We start from the raw sequence: 20,498 nt of genomic DNA, 5'->3' as shown, positions 1-20,498 counted from the left end.
AATTAGTCTTTCACTTAAAATCTCAAAGATAAATGTATTCCGGCAGGAGCACTCACCAATCTAAACCCATATCTATGCTTCACAAAACACATATCTCCATTTGTGTAATATTCATTTCCATGATGCAAAATCCTATGGCAGTTATCAGGAACATAAGAGAAATACAAAGAATTTGGCGCATCAACTACAACATATCCCACTTCAGGATAGAATCTATAAAAATCTCCATCAGAAAAATAGTAATCTCCGTAACTATGTCGGATTACAACCGGTGCAACAGCAAATCTTAAAACTACATTTCCGTAACGTTCATGACGATAACAATTGTTTCCATGATTGTTGTAAAAGTTTCTGTAACGTTGATTGGTATGAACCATTTTTGGATAACGATAACTTCTGTAACGATCACCTGAAGAATGATAAGATTTCACATGCGCCCCTCTGTGATTCCGATCCCAATGCTTATTTCTATTTACGTGCTCGTTTTTATATTGACCTGAATGCCCATTTGCATGCCACGCTTTGTGATATTTTGCACTCTTCTTATTAGACGCATTATTCCTTTTCTGATCTGAGTAATCTGAATAACGACTCTTGTTGTATTTCTCATTTCTATCAGCATCTTTCAAACGAGTTGATTTATTTCGTTCTTCGTAACGGGTCTTCTCATTTTGTTGCGATCTGCGCTGAGCTGATACACTTGTAGTAGAAATTGCGATTGCTGAAACCAATACTATACTGGCTGTCAACTTATATAATACAGACTTTCTCATGGCATTTAGTTTTTAATGTGTAAGCCAAATAGCCCTTTCGTGCAGGATGAAATTTAAATACTCAATTCACACTCTTGTATGGCTTTCAATATTGTCATCCTATGGTAGGGACGAATCTTCTAAAAGTCAAGTACCGGTATACTTTGACTGAATAGATGCAAAGCTTGTGCCAAAAATAAAAAAAGCACCAATCTTCAGTAAAATTGGTACTTTCAGCCTCCTTAATTCAAGTTAACCGGGTCTTTAATCTGATGCCTTTTTGAAGCCCTATCCGTAAAACTTCGTTTATCCGGTCGAATTAAAACCCGCAGCGATTGATCCGAAGTCCAATAATTCCAAACCCAATTAATCAAGATAAAGAATCGGTTCTTTACACCCACAATTGCCATTAAATGCACAAACAACCAAAGAATCCACGCCAAAAAACCCTGTGTTTTAATTCCAGGCAAATCAGCGACAGCCAAATTCTTTCCAATTGTTGCCAATGATCCTCTATCCTTATAATGAAAAGGTTTCATGCTTTTTCCCTGTTGAATATTTATGAGGTTTTTACCCAAAACACCAGCTTGCTGCAAACCAACCTGTGCAACCTGTGGGTGACCATTCTGATATTCCCCCTCTTTTTGCAAAGCCAAATCGCCCAAAGCATACACATTGTTTAAACCGCTTACCTTATTATACATGTCAACACGAAGTCTTCCTCCACGACTTGCAGCAATCTCCGAAATACCCTTAATGGAATTAGCCACAACCCCCGCAGCCCAAACCAAAGCGTATGAGTAAAACTCCTCTCCATCAGCCAAACTAATTTTAAGTCCGTCGTAATCGGCAACCCGAGCCTCCGTTTTTACAATTACACCCAATTTCTCTAAGTAAGTTTTCGCTTTCGCTGATGCTTTCTCCGACATGCCGCTCAACAATCGATCTGACGCTTCGAACAAATACACATTCATTAAAGAAAAATCAAGCTCCGGGTAATCCTTTGGCAGGATTTCATTTTTCATTTCGGCCAAAGCACCTGCCAATTCAACACCGGTAGGACCACCTCCCACCAAAACAATATTCATGTAATTGGCCGCCTTTTTCGGATCCGATTCATTCAACGCCTTTTCGTAGTTACGCAAAATTGAATTGCGCAGAAAAATGGCTTCGGACACCGATTTCATAGGAATACCAAACTCCTCGATGTTCTTATTTCCGAAATAATTGGTATCCACACCGGTAGCCAATACCAAATGATCGTATTTCAAAGACCCCAGACTTGTGTATATCTCTTGCACATTTGGATTCACCTCCAACAATTCAGCCATTCGAAAATGCACATTTTTCCGCTTCTGAAAAATCTTCCGCAAGGGAAAAGCAATAGAGCTTGGCTCCAAACCAGAGGTTGCCACCTGATAAAACAAAGGCTGAAACTGATGAAAATTGTTTTTATCAATTAACACCACCTGATACTTTGTTTTTACCAGCTGACGTGCAAGTTTTAAACCTGCAAAACCACCACCAATAATTACAATTCTGGTTTTTCCATTTTCAGGGATATGCTTAATCGTATCCATATTTTTTTAATCTTTTAGTATTCAAATTAGACTATTCAGCCACTATTCCCCTCATCCAAATCTTATTTTGGAATTTCGGACTCTTTTATCCTCTACAAAATAAAGAATTATTTCTCTAATAAGCTAATTGAACAGAAACTACAACCGTTTGCAACGGAAAATATATTTTTCGAACGGGTTAAAACCCATTTGCATGGATCAAAAAATATGTGGAAAACTCTTATTTTCCAACCACAAGCAAAAAAAAATCTCTTTCACTTCTTCGGAATTTTTCGATAATCGACTCTTGCAATATCTTGCTTCACTCGCTTACCGGGACGAAAAGCAATCGTACTTTTCTTAATACGATGTCGTGTTACCAGTTCTTCCGAATCTACCCCTTCGGCCGAAATATGAAGAGAAAATGTACCCAAATCTCCCAATTCAACACTACTGTTATCTTTCAGCAACTGAGGAATTAATTGAGTAAATGCCTCTAAAACTCCAATCACATCCGACCTGTTAAACGAGGACATGTCTGAAATACGTTCTGCTATATCCCTTAAATTTTCCTTCCGTCGGTTAGCTACCCGGGGATAATACATTTCAGTTTTACCATTTTTACTCAATGGTGTTTTTATTTTCACTGCTTTATAGAAGACTGCCATATGCTGATAATTTGAATTGTCCCTTACTACAAGTTGATTTCTTCCTAATGAGAATATCTAACTTACACCTATAAGTTAATCATTTTTGATGTACATGAAAAATAATTTTAATGTACATCAAAATATAATTTGATGTACATTAAACTTTCTTATTGTACTGAGAGAAATATCCAATGTACGGTAGAAGCTAATCAACTTGTAGGTAGAGTACAGATAGAGGCAGGTTTAGAACTTAGACTTTAGAGCATAAAAATACCGCTCCAAATCATTGGAACGGCATTAATACAATAGAGTATACTTCTCTTATTTTATACTGGCAATGCGATCTTCTAAAACTTTGATTTTAGCTTCGGCATCGACCATTTTCTTTTTCTCGATTGGTTATTCTCAAAATAAAATTCTGCAAACAGCGCAACCATTTAACAAAACATACATCCTGCAGATAAATACACATCTTAAATCTAAAAAAAATGAAACAGTTTCTTTTTCTATTATTTTGTTTTGCTACCCTAACTTATTGTGACAATAAGGAAGATGAACCTTTACTTACGTGCGAATGTGAATGCACAGATTTAACATGGCTGCAAAAAGTGAAAAACACTTTAACTAACTGTGATAGATATACTAATAAATATATATATCAGGCAGTATATGAAGAACAAACTGTTTTTTACGTGTTGATTACAAATAACGACCCTGCTGCACTTACTATGTTTAAAATAACATTGTGGGATTGCGAAGGAAATATTGTAAAAATTTTTGAAGCTGAAGAGAAGGAAAAATTCTACGAAATGGTAACAGATAACATTCTTTTATTTAGCTGCAAGGATAGTTAATAAGACATGAATATGATTTAATCCTCATTCCTTAGACGAATAAAGAAAATGCCGTTTCAAATGGATGAAACGGCATTACTATAATAGAGAATACTTCTCTTATTTCATACTGGCAATACGTTCTTCTAAAACTTTGATTTTAGCTTCGGCATCGGCCATTTTCTTTTTCTCAATTTCGATGACTTTAGCTGGTGCATTGTTTACAAAACGCTCGTTGCTCATTTTCTTTTGAACCGAAATCAGGAAACCTTTGGTATATTTCAACTCTTCTTCCATTTTCTTCAATTCTTCCTCAACGTCGACCAAGTCGCCCAAAGGAATAAAATATTCAACTGCATTTACGATGAACGACATTGCACCAGTCATTTCTCCATTTGCTACAGTAATCTCTTTTAGGTTACACATTTTAGCCACTACACAATCGAAAGAAGTATCGTAATTATCCTCTTTTGCTTTGTAGTTCATCTCTAAAGCTTCCTTAAAAGCGATATTTTTTTGCTTACGGATATTACGAACAGCAACAATCACTTCTTTTACCTGCTCGAACTTGGCTAACAAATTAGCGTCATAAGAATCTGGCTTATGCATCACTGAAACCATAATGCTGTCCTCATCGGTACGATCGGCAAGTAACTGCCAGATTTCCTCTGTTAAGAAAGGCATGAATGGGTGGAGTAACTGCATCAACTTCTCGAAAAGAGCTACGGTCGAATCGAAAGTTTTCCTGTCGATTGGCTGCTGATAAGCTGGTTTCACCATTTCCAAATACCATGATGAGAACTCATCGCGGAATAAGGTGTAAACAGTCATTAATGCTTCGCTGATGCGATATTGCTTGAACTGCTCATCCAAAGCTTCCATGGTGTTGTTTAAACGTGCATGGAAAACCTCTGTTGCCAATCGGGCATATTCAGGTTGCTCGATATCGGCAACTTCCCAACCTTTTACCAAACGGAATGCATTCCAGATCTTGGTAGTAAAATTACGTCCTTGTTCAGGTAGGTTCTCGTTGAAGAGCAAATCGCCTCCGGCAGGAGAACACAACAGCATTCCCACACGAACCCCGTCTGCTCCATATTTAGCAATTAAGTCTAACGGATCAGGTGAGTTACCCAATGATTTTGACATTTTACGGCCCAATTCATCGCGAACAATACCAGTTAAATAAACATTACTAAATGGCTTTTCGCCACGGTACTCATAACCTGAAATTACCATACGGGCAATCCAGAAAAACAGAATATCCGGTCCGGAAACCAAATCGTTGGTTGGATAATAGTATTTGATCTCCTCGTTTTCAGGATTACGAATACCATCGAAGACAGAAATTGGCCACAACCATGAAGAGAACCATGTATCCAACACATCCTCATCCTGACGTAAGTCTTCTGCTTTGTATGTTTTTCCTGTTTTGGCATTTGCTTCAACAAGTGCGGCTTCAATTGATCTGGCTACTACATATCCGCCTTCAGGCAAATAATAAACCGGAATTCGTTGTCCCCACCACAACTGACGGGAAATACACCAATCCTTCACATTTTCCATCCAATGACGGTAAGTGTTCTTGAATTTTGGAGGATGCAACTGAATATCGTCGTTCATTACATGCTCAAGAGCCGGTTTGGCCAATTCTTTCATATTCAGGAACCACTGCATACTCAATTTAGGTTCGATTACAGCATCGGTACGTTCCGAAAAACCTACTTTATTTACGTAATCTTCTACCTTCACCAAGTTGCCAGCTTTCTCCAAATCAGGCATAATTAAATCACGAACTTCGAAACGATCTTTACCAACATAAAGCTGTGCTGCCTCACTCATGGTTCCGTTATCGTTAAAAATATCGATGGTTTCCAGATTATGACGATCACCAATTTCGTAATCATGAATATCATGAGCTGGCGTAATTTTTAAAGCACCGGTACCAAATTCCATATCAACATACTCATCTTCGATGATCGGAATGGAACGATTCACCAAAGGAACAATGCAACGCTTGCCTCTTAAATGAGCAAAGCGTTCGTCCTTTGGATTGATACAAACTGCCGTATCACCCAAAATTGTTTCAGGACGGGTGGTGGCAATGGTAATGTACTCATCGCTGCCTTCCACCTGATATCTTAAATAATATAGTTTCGATTGTAATTCTTTATAGATTACCTCCTCGTCGGAAACAGCTGTTTGTGCAGATGGATCCCAATTCACCATACGAACACCACGATAAACCTTTTCCTTCTTATATAAATCGATAAAAACATCGATCACAGATTCATAAAGAGATTCGTCCATGGTGAAAGCTGTACGCTCCCAATCACATGAAGCACCCAATTTTTTCAGCTGCTCTAAAATAATTCCGCCATGTTTTTCTTTCCATTCCCAGGCATGCGCCATAAACTCATCGCGGGTAATGTCATCTTTTGAAATGCCTTCCTGCTTTAGCTTGTTTACAACTTTAGCTTCTGTCGCAATAGATGCATGATCGGTACCCGGCACCCAACAGACATTTTTTCCCTGCAATCTGGCTCTACGCACCAATACATCTTGAATTGTATTGTTTAGCATATGCCCCATGTGCAACACTCCGGTGACGTTTGGCGGAGGTATCACAATTGTATACGGCTCTCTCTCATCAGGTACAGAGTGGAAGAATCCTTTATCCATCCAATACTTATACCATTTGTCCTCCGATTCTGCAGGATTGTACTTTGTTGGGATTTCCATGTGTTTAACTAAAATTTAAAAATCTATACTACTAAAAAAATTTGGCTCAAAATTAAGAAAATCTGAGAGATATATCTCCAACAAAAAGCAACAATCTGTCTGAAAGCGATCTGTAAGTAATTTGCAATAAAAATAAGGGAATTAATAAAACTATGCATTTATTTTATAATCACTGATTTGGAGAGTAAATTTCAGATTTTTAACGGGATGCTGAAAAGCAATAAAAATCATTTTTTTTACATGGAAATTTATCTATTTTTGAGCAACAAAAAACTTCATTCATAAAATATATAAACACATAACAAATGCCACAAATATCAGACAAAGGAAGATTAATGCCTGAGTCGCCAATTCGTAAATTGGTTCCTTACGCTGAAGCTGCAAGAGCTGCAGGAAAAACTGTGTATCCATTAAACATTGGTCAGCCGGATATTAAAACACCTGAGGTTGCCATGGAAGCCATTAGAAATTGTACCGAAAAGGTGATTGAGTATTCTCATTCGGCGGGTAATATTTCTTACCGCAGGAAATTGGCGAAATACTATCAGAACATCGGAATTAACGTGGACGAAAATGAGATGTTGATTACTACAGGTGGTTCGGAAGCAATTACTTTTGCTTTAATGACTTGTATGAATCCTGGTGATGAGATTTTGATTCCGGAGCCATTTTACGCAAACTACAACGGTTTTGCTGTAAGTGCCGGTGTGGTTGTAAAACCAATTACATCGAGTATCGAAAATGATTTTGCATTGCCTGCAATTGAAGAATTCGAGAAATTAATGACTCCTAAAACCAAAGGAATTGTTATTTGTAACCCAAATAACCCAACTGGTTACCTGTACTCAAAAGAGGAATTGAATCAATTGCGTGAGTTGATTATCAAGCACGACCTGTTCCTTTTCTCAGACGAAGTTTACCGTGAGTTTTGTTACGATGGCGAAGAGCATTTCTCAGCTATGAAACTGGAAGGCTTGGAGCAAAATGTAATTCTAATTGATTCTGTTTCGAAACGCTACAGCGAGTGCGGTGTTCGTATTGGTGCAATGATTACAAAAAATAAAGAAGTAATTACCACCGCTTTAAAATTTGCTCAGGCTCGTTTGTGCCCTCCTGCTTTTGGACAAATTGCTGCCGAAGCTTCTTTGGAGACACCTGCAGATTACTTCACCGAAGTTTACAACGAATACATCGATCGCCGTAACTTTATGGTGGCTGCTTTAAATAATATGGATGGCGTTTACTGTCCAACTCCTAAAGGAGCTTTCTACACTGTAGTTAAACTTCCAATTGATGATGCAGACAAGTTTGCACGGTGGATTTTAGAGGATTTTGAATACAAAAACCAAACTGTAATGGTGGCTCCTGCTACAGGATTTTATGCTACAAAAGGTTTAGGCAAAAATGAAGTACGTATTGCTTACGTTCTTAAAAAAGAAGAGTTGGCGAAAGCGATGGAAACTCTTGCTGAAGCATTGAAGGTTTATCCGGGAAGAACTATTTAAGAAGTTTCTCAACATATAATACAAAAAACGGCTCTAAAATTGGAGCCGTTTTTTATTTTTTATCTGATTGGGAAAAATACTTACAACAAATCACAAGCATCTGCAGGCATCCAATGTTTGTCTTTCCCATCCCATTTTACGTTGCAGCCAATTGGGTTGGTTACCGGAACAGAAATTTCTTTTCCAGCCAAATATTCATCTATAGCTCTCTCCAAATCTCTGGAAGTAACTTTGGACGTATCTTTGGGATTATCGACTGCTCTGCCTGTATAAATTAATTTGCGTACTTCGTTAAACAAATAAAAATGGGGAGTTCTCAATGCACCGTATGCCATTGCCACCTCTTGTGTTTCATCGTACAAATAAACCCATGGAAAATCATTTTCTTCCATTCGTGTTACCATATGATCGTAATCATCTTCCTCGTAAGTGTTTGCTGAATTAGAATTAATTCCCACAAATTCAACTCCATTTGGAATGTATTTATCAGCAATCATTCTGGTATCTTCATCGGAACCGATAACATAAGGACAATGATTACAAGTAAAAAAAACGACTAAAAGTTTAGATGATTTAAAATCGTTTAATTTATATCGAATTCCATCGGTAGCTATCAGATCAAATTCAGGAACTTTATCATTAATTTGCAAGGTAAATGCCATTTTAAATATTTTATTTATTGAACACTCCTTTAAATTTACTTATTATTTTGAGAAAATCTAAATTAATTTCAAGCTATTCTATTGTTAATTTCTGCTCCTAAATCTGAAAAAATAAATAGTAATTAACACATAATTAATAGTCAGTTTATACTTCCTAAATTTTTCTTTTGTAAACTTGCTCTTGTTAAGGTCGAATACAAATTCAACCACAAATAAAAGAATCCCTCAGAAACAGAACATCGGATTTGCAACTTAGTCGATACAACTTTCCTTTCACTCCGATGCTTCTGTTTCTCTTTCTACCTACTTTTTTGTAAAGTCGGGATAAATGAGATACTTCGCTCGAATTGCCATAAATTTTTTGCGATCCATTTTCCAGCTCTCTCTAATTTGTTCTTCCGATATGGAGTTTTCAATTTGAGTTCTCAGATTTGCTGTTCCTGCAAGCTTTTCAAAAAAAGAATTGAAAAAATCCGGGGCCGCTTTCAATTCACTATAAGCATTTAATAAAAAAGACAGATCCAATTTTTTCTTCTTTCGGAAGTCATCCGCATTTATTTTACGCAAATCGTAACCAATACATTTTTCACCTTTAAACTTTGGATATTTACTTGCTCCGGTAATACTTCTTGGTGTAAACACAAAATCCCCCTTGGTAAAAAAAGGATGTCCGTATACTTGAAACGGATAATTTGTACCACGACCGGCACTAACCACTGTTCCTTCGAAAAAACACAGAGACGGATACAAAGCAACAGACAATTGATTCGGCAGATTGGGCGACGGCTTTACCGGCAGCAAATAGGATTTCTCCCGGTTCCAGTTTTTACATGGAATCACTTTTAATTCACATTGTACTTTATTCTTCAACCATTTTTCCCCGTTAATCATTTGGGCATATTCACCTATCGACATGCCATAAACCACAGGCACCGGATGCATTCCAACAAAGGAACTGTATTTCATCTCCAGGACTGGTCCATCCACGTAATGTCCGTTTGGATTTGGCCGATCGAGAACAATTACCTGTTTTCCCTGCTCGGCGCAAGCTTCCATCACATAATGAAGCGTGGATATGTATGTGTAAAACCGAACGCCAACATCCTGAATATCAAATACTACAATATCAACATCTTTTAAATCAGCCACCGAAGGTTTATAATGCTTTCCATATAGGGACACAATCGGCAATCCTGTTTTCGCATCTATGCCATTGGTAATTTTCTCGCCTGCATCAGCATCACCCCGAAAGCCATGTTCGGGACTGAAAATTTGAGTAATGTGTATGTCTTTTGCCAGTAATACATCAACCAAATGTTCGCCTTTAACCAATGAGGATTGATTGGCGACAACTGCAATTTTTTTCTCTTTCAGCAGAGGTATAAATTCTGTGAAGTTTTCGGCTCCGGTCGATAATGAATCTGATTGTTTTTGTGCACAAGATGTTACACATATTACAAACAAAAAGTATGAACACAGCACACAATATTGAATCAATTGTTTTATTTTTCTCATTTAACTAATTTTTCACATCTGTAAACCCGAAATTACTACTTTTGTATTAATCTTTAAAAAGAAACTCAATTTGAATCTAGAACTTTTTATAGCTAAGAAAATTACCATCAGCAAAAAAAGCGGTGGAAATATATCTCATCCTATTATTAGTATTGCCAAAATAAGTATTGCTCTTGGCATCGCAGTAATGATATTGGCTGTAGCTATTGTTACCGGGTTCAAATCTGAAATTACCAATAAGGTTATCGGATTTGGTTCCCATATACAAATCACAAATTACGATAACAACTCGTCGTTTGAAACTAACCCCATCGAAAAAAATGCAATCTCCGTAAGCAGCATTGAAAAAATACCCGGAGTTTCGCACATACAATCCTTTGCAATGAAACCGGGTATACTTAAAACAAAATCGGATATTCAAGGAATTGTTTTAAACGGAATAGGTAAAGATTACGATTGGAGTTTTTTTAAAAATCATTTGGTGGAGGGAAAAACCATTCAGCTCACCGACAGCACCAAAAGTAATGATATCTTGATTTCGGAAAAACTATCAAATCTTCTTCAATTAAAAGTAGGTAACAAATTATCGGTTTATTTTATTCAGCAACCGCCCAGGGTAAGAAGTTTTACTGTTACCGGGATATACAATACCGGAATGGAAGAATTCGACAAACTATTCCTTATCTGCGATATACAACACATTCAAAAATTAAATGACTGGAGTAACAATCAAGTTAGCGGCTACGAAATTTTCATTGATAATTTTGACGATTTAGATCTTATCGATCAACAGATAAAAGGAATTACAGCTGCATCATTTACCGATGATGGTGCCGGTTTAAAAGTAAGAAGCATTGTTCGTAAATATCCGCAAATATTTAGCTGGCTTGATATGCTCGATATGAATGTATGGATTATTTTAAGCCTAATGATACTGGTTGCCGGTTTTAATATGGTTTCGGGACTTTTAATTATTATTCTGGAAAAGACCAATATGATTGGAATTTTAAAAGCACTGGGGACAGAAAACTGGTCGATTCGTAAAATATTTCTTTACCAGTCTGCCATGCTTATCGGACAAGGATTATTATGGGGTAATATTATTGGAATCTCTATCTGTCTGCTTCAGTACTTTTTTGAAATCATTCCTTTAGATCCAACCAACTATTATGTAGATACCGTACCAATCAATCTTAAAATCACTCACATTATTCTTCTGAATATTGGCAGTTTAATTGTTACAGTTTCGATGTTGCTTGTTCCCTCCTATTTAATTACAAAAATAACTCCTGCAAAGGCGATTAAATTTGATTAACAAATCGCTTCTTCACGCAGCTAAAATGCTTTGAATTGTTAAAAAAGTTAAGAATTGTTATAACTTTCATCATCTTTCTTTTTCTATAATATCTTTGCTCCACACTAATTTTATTGAATTTATTCTGAAAGAATAAAACCAACAGATATGATCCGACGTGATTTTATAAAAACCAACGGACTGGTATGCCTATCTGCAATTTTGGGAGTATTCCCAGGATGCAGTCTGCCTTATGAATACAGTCCATATGATAATGAAGTAAAAAGTAAATTCAGAAATTTAACCGCTAAAAATCTGGATAAAATAAAGATTATCAATAATAATGAAGCGTTCAAATTCGCTTTTATAACAGATACTCACACGTTTTATGATGAATTCAATAATGCTGTTACAGCTTTAAACAAAAGAGACGATATTGATTTTGTAATACATGGCGGCGATTTAACCTTAAGTGCCCTTCACAAAGAATTTACTTGGTTTAACGAAATAATAGCCAAGCTAAACGTTCCTTTTTTTACAGTAATAGGGAATCACGACTACTTATCAAATGGCGAAAGATTATACCATACCTCCTTTGGTGAAAACAACTACACATTTACTTACAAAGGCTGCAAATTTGTAATGTTTGATAATATTGTATGGGAACGAAAAAACACAGATCCTGATTTTGATTGGTTCAATGAGAATTTAAAGAATGATGGCAGTGCTGATCTGGTGATTCCGGTCTCACACATCCCACCTTATTCGGATCAATATAACGGAGAAGATTCAATTCTGAATCAAATATTGGAAAATAACAATATTAAACTCTCCATACATGGCCATACACACAGCTTTTATCATGGCAAAAAATATGGCAAAACAGATTTTTTGGTAGGAGGTGATATTGCTGATAATCACTATCAGGTAATTACTATTGATAATGGTAATTATTCGATTGAAAACATCGCTTTTTAATGAAAAAATATATATTAATCATTTTAGTATGTAGCTGCTGTTTTAACCTATCAGCCTTGGGTAGTAATATTAACGAAGGCCAAACTGATTCGATAAAAAGAAAATGGTATTTACCACGTGATGCAAAAATTCAATACGCAGGTAATATTGGCTTTCTTTCTGCCGGAATTACCTATTATCTTGCAAAAGACTGGTATCGTCTTTCATTCATGTATGGCAGTACATCAATGCATTCACATGTTCATACTCTAAATACAGTTGCATTTAAGAACACATTTCTTATCAAACAATTTCACATTGGTGATTTTGTAGTTGCTCCAACGGCAGGCTTAAGTATCAATTTTGGTTCAACCCACAATACCTACCGAAATTTACCCAGCTACTTCCCCAATGATTATTATTTTCAGAATAAAATACATTTTGCTCCTTTTGTCGGCGCTATGGTTTACCACCCTCTTCCTTATAAAATAATTAAAGGAATCGATTTTTACACCGAAATTGGAACAATTGACAATTATCTATTAGAAGGCATAAGAACAGAATATGTTAAATTTTACGATATCTGGAATCTGGCTTTAGGCATTTCCATTCATTTTTAAATATCATTCCCAACTCACAACAGCCAGTCGTTTTTTACCATCCAATTTAATACTTAATGGGTTTTTAAACTGAACGTGACGAACGGCGCCATACTCCCCAATTAATTTCTGCTTTTTTAGTAATTGATATTCGATAAAGGATGTTTCTGAATGGTGGTGAATGGAGCTGTAGCCAATATTCATTGATGTTACATTGTGAAAAAAGTGAGATCCAGATGATGCTTCCAAAGGATAATCCTCAAAACTTGTCTCCACAATTAATTTTGAGAAAGAAATGTCGTTCCATTTTACGGGAATTCCAATCCATCGGTCGCGGGTGCCCCAGCGCCCCGGACCAATCAATACAAAACGTTTATTTTTTTCTCTCATTTCATGATTAATTTTTGAGATGGTATCCGCAATCTCAAGAGTCAAATCTTTTTTGAATAATTCGGGCACAACATAAACAACATCAACAATATCATCTACCAATCCGTTTCCCATACTCATTTCAGAAATCATCAAAAGCTTGCTTCTGTCAATTTCATTCAAATCAATATGGTAATCATCTATATTACCAACCAAAGGTTTAATCTGCAGAAGATAAAACGAAGCCTTCCCTTCTTTATCTTTCGTTAAATCGACTGCAAACTCTATCTCAATCGGTGAGCCCATTGCTTCTTTTATAATATCCAAAACAAGTTCAATCGTTTTTGCCAGTGGAATATAATTGTATTTTAAAATGTTGGCGAAATTGATGATTCTTGGTCCCATAATATCCAAACCAGGACTAATTGTATCACTCATGGAATTATAAACAGAAGCACAATGCACCAAATTACCATGTTCTTCTGCTTCATCAATATCCAAACGAATTAACCCTGCCGTATCTCCCTCCAGAAGATCCAAATCTTTTTTGTTTAGGTCAACAGCATAAAACTCTACCTGCGAATTTTTAAATTGATCTTTTGCGCTGTTATTCTCAATGGTTGGGAAAACAGGAGAAAACCGAAATGCCTTTTCACCATCTACAACATATTTACCCAAACCAACACCTATCACAGCGTACCCTTCTTCGGGTTTCATGTGCCCAAAGGGATAATAATTATACGATTGAGCTACACCCGAAATGTGAGGATAAAAAGTCGATCCATACTGATTGCCCACTACTTCCTGAATGACTACAGCCATTTTTTCTTCATCAATTTTATAATTCATGGCCGAAACATTCAACCTTGCATCATTGGAAAAAATGGAGGAATAAACCAATTTTACTGCGTCAGTTACCTGCTTAACCCTCGTATTTAAATCGGGATGATTATTGGGCACAAGGTAAGTTTGAAAAACCCCTGCTACAGGCTGAAGCAATGAATCTTCAAACAATCCGGAAGATCGGATCGCCAGTGGCTGCTCAAAGTTATTCAGAATGATTCTTATTTTTTGAACCAGACGCTGCGTTAATTCCGCATCCAGAAATACCCTCTGAATTTGTTCAAAATCATCCATATCCTTAATTCGGTCTAAAAGGTTATTTCGATCTAAGAATGATTCGTATTCATCAACACCAATTACTGCAGTCATAGGTGCCTTTATATTTATTCCGGGAACAAACCGGCTCAAATTTAGATTAAAAAGCATGGAATTAATGAAAGCCAATCCTCGCCCTTTTCCACCTAAGGAACCGGTAGATAAGGTGACTATATTGTTGGAATTAAGAGCAAAATCGGCATTGAACTCCACAACCTTTCCCTTATTTTTTTCGTCCCTGTAGTTTTGAATTACATTAATTAAATAATCCCGCACATCTTCAGCAGATTTAAAATCGGTGATGTGATAGGGAGCAATCATTTTTGCAACCCGAATTTCTCCCCTAGCCATTAACCATAATGAGAAATGATTTTTCTGAGCATGATAAACCAACGATTCAGCGGGAATATGATACAAATACTCCTCAAATTCTTTTAAAGATTTTGCCGTAGCAATTTCCTTTCCTTCAGCATCCTTATAAACAAAATCGCCAAAACCCAGAAACTGACGAATAAACAAACGAATATCCCCTCTAAGCGTTTCAGAGTTTTTATCGATAAAACTAGCTTTCAGCTTAAAAGCATGGCTGGCATTCGAAACATCAGAAGATTGCAATATAACCGGCATATTCGGATATTCATCTTTAATTTCTTTTACCAAACTAATTCCCGCATCATCTAAAAATATTCCATCTTTTTTAAACTTCACATCAGAAATTAAGCACAACAAATACTCCCTAAACCGATAATAAATATTCATTGCCTCTTCGTAATTCGAAGCCAATAATATTTTAGGTCGCGCTCGCAAGCGAAGTATTTTATACTGAGCATCGGTGCTCACATCATCTATTATTCGCTGGGTTTGCGCCAAAACACTCTGATAAAGCATTGGCATATATCTCGAATAATACTTTGCCGAATCTTCAACCAATAAAATTACCCGAGCCAAACCAATCTTTGTGTCATTTTCTACATTTACCTTATCTTCCAAACTCTTAATCATGGCAAAGAAAACCTGCGACTCGCCATTCCACACAAATATTTTATCTACACTTTTTAGTTCAGCCCGTTGTTCTTCAAACATGGCAATATCGGCATCGTTATTCAGCAATAAAAAAATGGATATGTACGGAAATTCCTTTTTAATATGCTCACTTAAAATTATTGGTGTTTTTTTATCCACTCCAACCATTAATATAATCATATCAAAATGCTTGGAATGTAATTGTTCCATGGCTTCTTCCAAATTAGAAACACCTGTAACCCGAGGCATTGATGTTAAGTTAAGCTGATGATATTCGCTGGAAATTTGTTCTGAAAAACGCCCTTCACGCTCAATACAATAAGCATCATACAGGTTCGCAACCAACAATATTTCCTTTACTTTAAATGGCATTAAATCATGATAAATATCCCGATCAGCATTGTTCTTATTCAAAAAATCCTGTAATAATTTTCGATTTGTAACCGGAACATAAGGACCTATTATTTCCTTCTTCTCAGGATCAATTTTCCTTTTCCGACTAAGCAGTTCCTTTCCCGTTTCGCTATTGATATAACCAACAATAATATTCCCAATATTCTCAATCAAGTGCCTTTCTTCTTTCAAAAATGGGCCTTCATCTTGTGTTGGGAATTTTTTCACATAACAAACCTCAATTCGTCCGCTTCGATTATTGATCGTTAAAAATTCCTGTGTTAGTGTCCATTGCGAGAGACGAAATCCGGGGCTGAGGTATTCTTGTCCGTCAAATACAATACGGGCAACCGTAAACTCCGGATATTGCCATGCTTTAGGAAGAATAAAGCAGATTTGCTGTAAAGTATCCTCAATGGATTTTCCTTCCTTGATAATACCTGTGGTTTGATTGATTGCGGAAAGTTCTTTTAACCGCTCTATATTTTCGGCTATAATCTTATTGATTCCCTGCTCTTTACCCGGATTTGATTCCATACATTTTCGGTTTACTTACGTAGATGCATTAAAAATTGTAAAAAGATCGTGGTGATTTGACTACTGTTTGTAGGCTCTTTTAAATTTAAACAATTTAAGTGAAACCTAAGCCCTTGACCTTGAGGGATTTCTTTTTTACCTTTAAATATGATCGCTGGTATTAGCGATCACATTCATTCACACCCAGTATAATTCATGTCTAACTTAAACATTAATTACCATGACAACTATGTTAAAGGCTCCTTCCAGCAAGGAATTTATGGACAAATTAAAAAGCAGAACACCAGGAGAAATTGAATTTCATCAGGCTGTTCACGAAGTGGTGGAGTCATTACTTCCTTTTTTAGAGGAAAACCCAAAGTACAAAACAGCTAAAATTTTGGAGAGGATTTCAGAGCCTGAAAGAATCTTAATTTTCCGGGTTCCCTGGGTTGATGACAAAGGGGAAATTCAAGTGAACCGCGGATACCGTATTGAGATGAACAGTGCAATTGGCCCCTACAAAGGTGGATTGCGTTTCCACCCAACGGTAAACCTTGGTATTCTAAAATTTCTTGCATTCGAACAAGTTTTTAAAAACAGCTTAACCACACTCCCAATGGGAGGCGGAAAAGGGGGCTCAGACTTTGATCCAAAACAAAAATCGGATAATGAAGTAATGAGATTCTGCCAGAGCTTCATGACTGAACTTTGTAAGCACATAGGACCAAATACTGATGTTCCTGCCGGAGATATAGGAGTTGGAGGCAGAGAAATTGGTTATCTATTTGGTCAATATAAACGAATACGTAACGAATTTACAGGCGTTTTAACCGGTAAAGGTGCAGAATGGGGAGGAAGCCTTATTCGTCCGGAAGCAACCGGCTATGGCAATGTATATTTTGCCGAAGAAATGCTGAATACGAAAAATGACAGTCTGAAAGGCAAAATCGTAACTGTTTCCGGTTCTGGAAATGTTGCTCAGTTTACTGTCGAAAAAGTGAATGAATTAGGAGGTAAAGTGGTTACCTTATCCGATTCTTCCGGTTTTATTCATGATCCGGATGGAATTGATGGAGAAAAACTTACTTACGTGATGAGACTTAAAAACATTAAACGAGGCAGAATTGAAGAATATGCCAAGAAATACAATGTTGCCTACTATCCAGACGCAAGACCTTGGGGAGTGAAGTGTGATGTTGCTTTGCCAAGTGCCACACAAAATGAAATAAATGCTGAAGAAGCTAAAATCTTAATTGATAATGGTTGCATTTGCGTTTCGGAAGGTGCCAATATGCCTTCTACTCCCGAAGCTGTGGATATTTATATTAAAAATGAAATTCTGTATGGTCCCGGCAAAGCGGCCAATGCTGGTGGTGTTGCTGTTTCTGGCTTAGAAATGTCTCAAAACGCAATGCGTTTAAGCTGGACCCGCGAGGAAGTTGACAATCAGCTTAAAAGGATTATGAAGGATATTCATACCACATGTGTTAAGTATGGTAAATCTTCAAATGGATTTGTAAACTACATGAATGGTGCAAATATTGGCGGTTTTGTAAAAGTTGCCAATGCCATGATTGCACAGGGCATCGTATAGGTATATACTCAATAAAAAAAAGGGTTGTTCTTTTGGGACAGCCCCTTTTTTATGTCGTCATAAATTAAGAGACGTTTATTTTCCCTTTCATAACATCAGGATTTTGTTAATTTTACCCACACAAACCAAAATCCAAATTAATGAACCCAACAAACAATGAACCAGCGATTAAAAGAGGATGGCTCAGAGCCATTTTAATTCTTCTTCCCTTTATAATATTTACCGGAATTTTTCAACTTATTGGTACTTTTGTATTGGCTCTTGCGTCGAACAAAGACCTTTTGGAAATGCTACAAAATCAGGCAGATAATTCTACTTCCTCATTCTTAGTAATTCAATTTTTTGGAACAATTGGAACGCTGTTGTTGATTTGGCTGTTTACCCGTTTTATCGATCGAAAAAAAATGATTGATTTGGGATTGTCCTTTCAAAAAAGGACAAAAGATATCATTTACGGATTACTGTCCGGTTTTATCATGATGGGAGCAGGCAGTTTAATTCTGTATTTTTCTGGAAACTTAACGTTTAATTCCATTACTTTTAATTTGATTGGGTTAGCTCAATCAGTAGTATTGTTTATTTTAGTTTCAATTAACGAGGAAGTATTTGTAAGAGGATATCTTCTTCGAAATTTCATGGATTCCATGAATAAATATATTGCCTTAATTTCATCATCATTGATATTTATGGCTCTTCATCTAATGAATCCTAATGTTTCACTTGTTGGTATTACAAATATTTTCCTTGCAGGATTACTCTTGGGAATTGGCTATATCTTCACTAAAAATCTGTGGTTTCCTTTGGCCCTTCATTTTAGCTGGAATTTTTTTCAGGGACCAATTTTCGGATTCGAAGTTAGCGGAACCAGTTCCTCCTCTCTAATATCACAAAGTATTCAAGGGAATGAAATTCTTACCGGAGGTCAATTTGGTTTGGAAGGATCAATTATTGCAACAGTTCTTTGTTCTCTTGGTATTGTATTATTTTGGATGGTATACAAAAAACAGAATGTTTTATCAACTGCAAACTAGTTCATTATGAAAACCTTACTTTCTCTTTTTTTATTGTTTATCCTTTTTGCTTGTTCACCACAATCAAATTCAATTTTAAACAATTACTCTTCTTCCGATTTGGAAGGTATTTTCAAATCAGAAAAAATCAACGGCTGTTTTGCAATTTATGATTTAAAAAATGATGCAAAACTCAGCTTTAATTCGGAACGATTAGATTCGGCATTTTTGCCGGCTTCCACATTCAAAATAATTAATTCGATGATTGCTTTGGAAACCGGAGTGATTCAGGATGAAAAAGAAATCATTAAGTGGGATAGTATCCATCGTAGATATAACGAATGGAATAGGGATCAAAATTTGGAAAGCGGATTAAAATATTCCGCCGTTTGGTTTTATCAGGAACTGGCTCGAAGAATCGGCGAAGAAAGAATGAAACATTGGGTAGAGGTATCAGATTACGGCAATAAAAATATAAACGGAGGAATCGATGTTTTCTGGTTGAGCGGAGACATTAGAATCAGCCCAAACCAACAAATTGATTTTTTACAAAAATTATATTTTAACCAACTTCCATTTTCGCAAAAAAATCAAGAAATTGTAAAAAAAATAATGATTGTTGAACAGACTCCTGATTATACAATCAGAGCGAAAACAGGATGGGCTGCAAGAATAAACAAGCAAATTGGATGGTATGTTGGCTATCTTGAAAAAGGAGAGAATGTATATTTTTTCGCAATTAATATCGATATTAAAAATTCTGATGATGCTCCCAAAAGGAAAATCATAGTTTCCAAAATACTTGATCGTCTTCAATTAACTAAATAAAAAAACTCTCAGCAAATTAAAAAACCATGAAAAATATAGTATTGTTTTTATTTCTTACCCTTTCGACATCTACATTCGCTTCTTCGGGGCAAGAAACCAACACGTACGAAAAAGATTTAAAATATCTGTTTCAGATAAACGGATCACAAGCCAGCTATCAGGAATCAATTAAAGCGATGATTATTCAACTACGAAGTCAGGAATCAAATATTCCAACAGAATATTGGGACAAAGCTGAAGTTGAATTCGTGAATACTTCAGTTAATGATTTAATCAAAATGCTTTTGCCAATCTACAGGCAGAACCTTTCTCACGAGGATGTATTAGCCATGATTGACTTTTACGAATCGGTTGCCGGAAAAAGAATTGCTCAGAAATTACCGAAAATCACCACTGAAAGTATGCAGGCCGGAATGTCGTGGGGACAAGCAATTGGGGCAAAAATAAAAGCAGATATTGAAAGTAAAGGCTACAAAATCAGATTGCCGTTTACACCCTAATTTCAAAATCAAAATTCATTAAAACAGGGGGCAAAC

16 protein-coding genes are annotated in these 20,498 nt (G+C 36.3%); 9 read left to right on the top strand and 7 right to left on the bottom strand.

Annotated elements, in window-relative coordinates; genetic code table 11:
• Positions 1 to 14: 14 nt before the first annotated feature.
• From ACY0M5_RS04545 to ACY0M5_RS04535, 3 genes are all read right to left on the bottom strand, one after another.
• Entirely contained in the window at positions 15 to 773 is a 759-nt protein-coding gene (locus ACY0M5_RS04545) for a DUF6515 family protein (RefSeq protein ID WP_461630947.1), read from the bottom strand.
• A gap of 221 nt (positions 774 to 994) precedes the next feature.
• Complete coding sequence (locus ACY0M5_RS04540; RefSeq protein ID WP_461630946.1) at positions 995 to 2,332, bottom strand: NAD(P)/FAD-dependent oxidoreductase; 1,338 nt, start codon at positions 2,330 to 2,332, stop codon at positions 995 to 997.
• 254 nt (positions 2,333 to 2,586) lie between these two features.
• Positions 2,587 to 2,979, bottom strand: coding sequence for an HU family DNA-binding protein (locus tag ACY0M5_RS04535; protein WP_156194971.1), 393 nt, complete (start codon positions 2,977 to 2,979; stop codon positions 2,587 to 2,589).
• A gap of 470 nt (positions 2,980 to 3,449) precedes the next feature.
• Here ACY0M5_RS04535 and ACY0M5_RS04530 point away from each other — a divergent pair, with 470 nt between their 5' ends.
• Complete coding sequence (locus tag ACY0M5_RS04530; RefSeq protein ID WP_156194972.1) at positions 3,450 to 3,815, top strand: hypothetical protein; 366 nt, start codon at positions 3,450 to 3,452, stop codon at positions 3,813 to 3,815.
• Positions 3,816 to 3,914: 99 nt separating this feature from the next.
• On the opposite strand, the gene ACY0M5_RS04525 is transcribed toward ACY0M5_RS04530, so the two are convergent.
• Entirely contained in the window at positions 3,915 to 6,536 is a 2,622-nt protein-coding gene (locus ACY0M5_RS04525; RefSeq protein ID WP_461630945.1) for a valine--tRNA ligase, read from the bottom strand.
• Between the two features lie 305 nt (positions 6,537 to 6,841).
• Here ACY0M5_RS04525 and ACY0M5_RS04520 point away from each other — a divergent pair, with 305 nt between their 5' ends.
• A complete protein-coding gene (locus tag ACY0M5_RS04520) occupies positions 6,842 to 8,041 on the top strand; it encodes a pyridoxal phosphate-dependent aminotransferase (RefSeq protein WP_461630944.1) in 1,200 nt (399 codons plus the stop codon).
• Positions 8,042 to 8,121: 80 nt separating this feature from the next.
• Here the strand turns inward: ACY0M5_RS04520 and ACY0M5_RS04515 are convergent, their stop codons facing one another.
• A complete protein-coding gene (locus tag ACY0M5_RS04515; RefSeq protein ID WP_461630943.1) occupies positions 8,122 to 8,703 on the bottom strand; it encodes a thioredoxin family protein in 582 nt (193 codons plus the stop codon).
• A gap of 303 nt (positions 8,704 to 9,006) precedes the next feature.
• Entirely contained in the window at positions 9,007 to 10,218 is a 1,212-nt protein-coding gene (locus ACY0M5_RS04510; RefSeq protein ID WP_461630942.1) for an exo-beta-N-acetylmuramidase NamZ family protein, read from the bottom strand.
• A 70-nt stretch (positions 10,219 to 10,288) separates the two neighbouring features.
• Here ACY0M5_RS04510 and ACY0M5_RS04505 point away from each other — a divergent pair, with 70 nt between their 5' ends.
• The 3 genes from ACY0M5_RS04505 to ACY0M5_RS04495 all read left to right on the top strand — a co-directional run bounded on the left by ACY0M5_RS04505 (position 10,289) and on the right by ACY0M5_RS04495 (position 13,089).
• Positions 10,289 to 11,533 (top strand): ABC transporter permease, encoded by a 1,245-nt coding sequence (locus tag ACY0M5_RS04505; protein WP_461630941.1) that lies wholly within the window; start codon positions 10,289 to 10,291, stop codon positions 11,531 to 11,533.
• Between the two features lie 147 nt (positions 11,534 to 11,680).
• Positions 11,681 to 12,490, top strand: a complete 810-nt coding sequence (locus tag ACY0M5_RS04500; protein WP_461630940.1) for a metallophosphoesterase family protein — start codon at positions 11,681 to 11,683, stop codon at positions 12,488 to 12,490.
• Positions 12,490 to 13,089 carry a hypothetical protein gene (locus ACY0M5_RS04495; protein ID WP_124994007.1) on the top strand — a complete coding sequence of 200 codons (600 nt, stop codon included), beginning with the start codon at positions 12,490 to 12,492 and terminating at the stop codon, positions 13,087 to 13,089. The genes ACY0M5_RS04500 and ACY0M5_RS04495 overlap by 1 nt, the downstream gene beginning before the upstream one ends.
• Positions 13,090 to 13,092: 3 nt before the next feature.
• On the opposite strand, the gene ACY0M5_RS04490 is transcribed toward ACY0M5_RS04495, so the two are convergent.
• The gene (locus ACY0M5_RS04490; protein WP_461630939.1) at positions 13,093 to 16,548 is read right to left on the bottom strand and encodes a DUF5752 family protein; all 3,456 of its coding nucleotides are present in this window, start codon (positions 16,546 to 16,548) and stop codon (positions 13,093 to 13,095) included.
• A gap of 220 nt (positions 16,549 to 16,768) precedes the next feature.
• On the opposite strand from ACY0M5_RS04490, the gene gdhA reads away from it, so the two are divergent.
• The 4 genes from gdhA (at position 16,769) to ACY0M5_RS04470 (ending at position 20,462) form a co-directional block, all read left to right on the top strand.
• Complete coding sequence (gdhA, locus tag ACY0M5_RS04485) at positions 16,769 to 18,124, top strand: NADP-specific glutamate dehydrogenase (protein ID WP_461630938.1); 1,356 nt, start codon at positions 16,769 to 16,771, stop codon at positions 18,122 to 18,124.
• Positions 18,125 to 18,264: 140 nt separating this feature from the next.
• Positions 18,265 to 19,155, top strand: coding sequence for a lysostaphin resistance A-like protein (locus ACY0M5_RS04480; RefSeq protein ID WP_461630937.1), 891 nt, complete (start codon positions 18,265 to 18,267; stop codon positions 19,153 to 19,155).
• A 6-nt stretch (positions 19,156 to 19,161) separates the two neighbouring features.
• The gene (gene blaOXA, locus ACY0M5_RS04475; protein WP_156194982.1) at positions 19,162 to 19,962 is read left to right on the top strand and encodes a class D beta-lactamase; all 801 of its coding nucleotides are present in this window, start codon (positions 19,162 to 19,164) and stop codon (positions 19,960 to 19,962) included.
• 26 nt (positions 19,963 to 19,988) lie between these two features.
• A complete protein-coding gene (locus ACY0M5_RS04470; RefSeq protein ID WP_101309602.1) occupies positions 19,989 to 20,462 on the top strand; it encodes a DUF2059 domain-containing protein in 474 nt (157 codons plus the stop codon).
• The last annotated feature ends 36 nt before the right edge of the window (positions 20,463 to 20,498 follow it).

This window comes from Labilibaculum euxinicum (genome assembly GCF_963678175.1).
Lineage (GTDB): Bacteria > Bacteroidota > Bacteroidia > Bacteroidales > Marinifilaceae > Labilibaculum > Labilibaculum euxinus.
The sequence above is the reverse complement of the archived record's forward strand: the minus strand, read 5'-3'. Positions and strand labels throughout refer to the sequence as shown.

Bases quoted from the DNA above. Each gene is read 5' to 3' on its own strand.
- ACY0M5_RS04545 (WP_461630947.1), bottom strand. From the start codon at position 773: ATGAGAAAGTCTGTATTATATAAGTTGACAGCCAGTATAGTATTGGTT.
- ACY0M5_RS04540 (WP_461630946.1), bottom strand. From the start codon at position 2,332: ATGGATACGATTAAGCATATCCCTGAAAATGGAAAAACCAGAATTGTA.
- ACY0M5_RS04535 (WP_156194971.1), bottom strand. From the start codon at position 2,979: ATGGCAGTCTTCTATAAAGCAGTGAAAATAAAAACACCATTGAGTAAA.
- ACY0M5_RS04530 (WP_156194972.1), top strand. From the start codon at position 3,450: ATGAAACAGTTTCTTTTTCTATTATTTTGTTTTGCTACCCTAACTTAT.
- ACY0M5_RS04525 (WP_461630945.1), bottom strand. From the start codon at position 6,536: ATGGAAATCCCAACAAAGTACAATCCTGCAGAATCGGAGGACAAATGG.
- ACY0M5_RS04520 (WP_461630944.1), top strand. From the start codon at position 6,842: ATGCCACAAATATCAGACAAAGGAAGATTAATGCCTGAGTCGCCAATT.
- ACY0M5_RS04515 (WP_461630943.1), bottom strand. From the start codon at position 8,703: ATGGCATTTACCTTGCAAATTAATGATAAAGTTCCTGAATTTGATCTG.
- ACY0M5_RS04510 (WP_461630942.1), bottom strand. From the start codon at position 10,218: ATGAGAAAAATAAAACAATTGATTCAATATTGTGTGCTGTGTTCATAC.
- ACY0M5_RS04500 (WP_461630940.1), top strand. From the start codon at position 11,681: ATGATCCGACGTGATTTTATAAAAACCAACGGACTGGTATGCCTATCT.
- ACY0M5_RS04495 (WP_124994007.1), top strand. From the start codon at position 12,490: ATGAAAAAATATATATTAATCATTTTAGTATGTAGCTGCTGTTTTAAC.
- ACY0M5_RS04490 (WP_461630939.1), bottom strand. From the start codon at position 16,548: ATGGAATCAAATCCGGGTAAAGAGCAGGGAATCAATAAGATTATAGCC.
- gdhA (WP_461630938.1), top strand. From the start codon at position 16,769: ATGACAACTATGTTAAAGGCTCCTTCCAGCAAGGAATTTATGGACAAA.
- ACY0M5_RS04480 (WP_461630937.1), top strand. From the start codon at position 18,265: ATGAACCCAACAAACAATGAACCAGCGATTAAAAGAGGATGGCTCAGA.
- blaOXA (WP_156194982.1), top strand. From the start codon at position 19,162: ATGAAAACCTTACTTTCTCTTTTTTTATTGTTTATCCTTTTTGCTTGT.
- ACY0M5_RS04470 (WP_101309602.1), top strand. From the start codon at position 19,989: ATGAAAAATATAGTATTGTTTTTATTTCTTACCCTTTCGACATCTACA.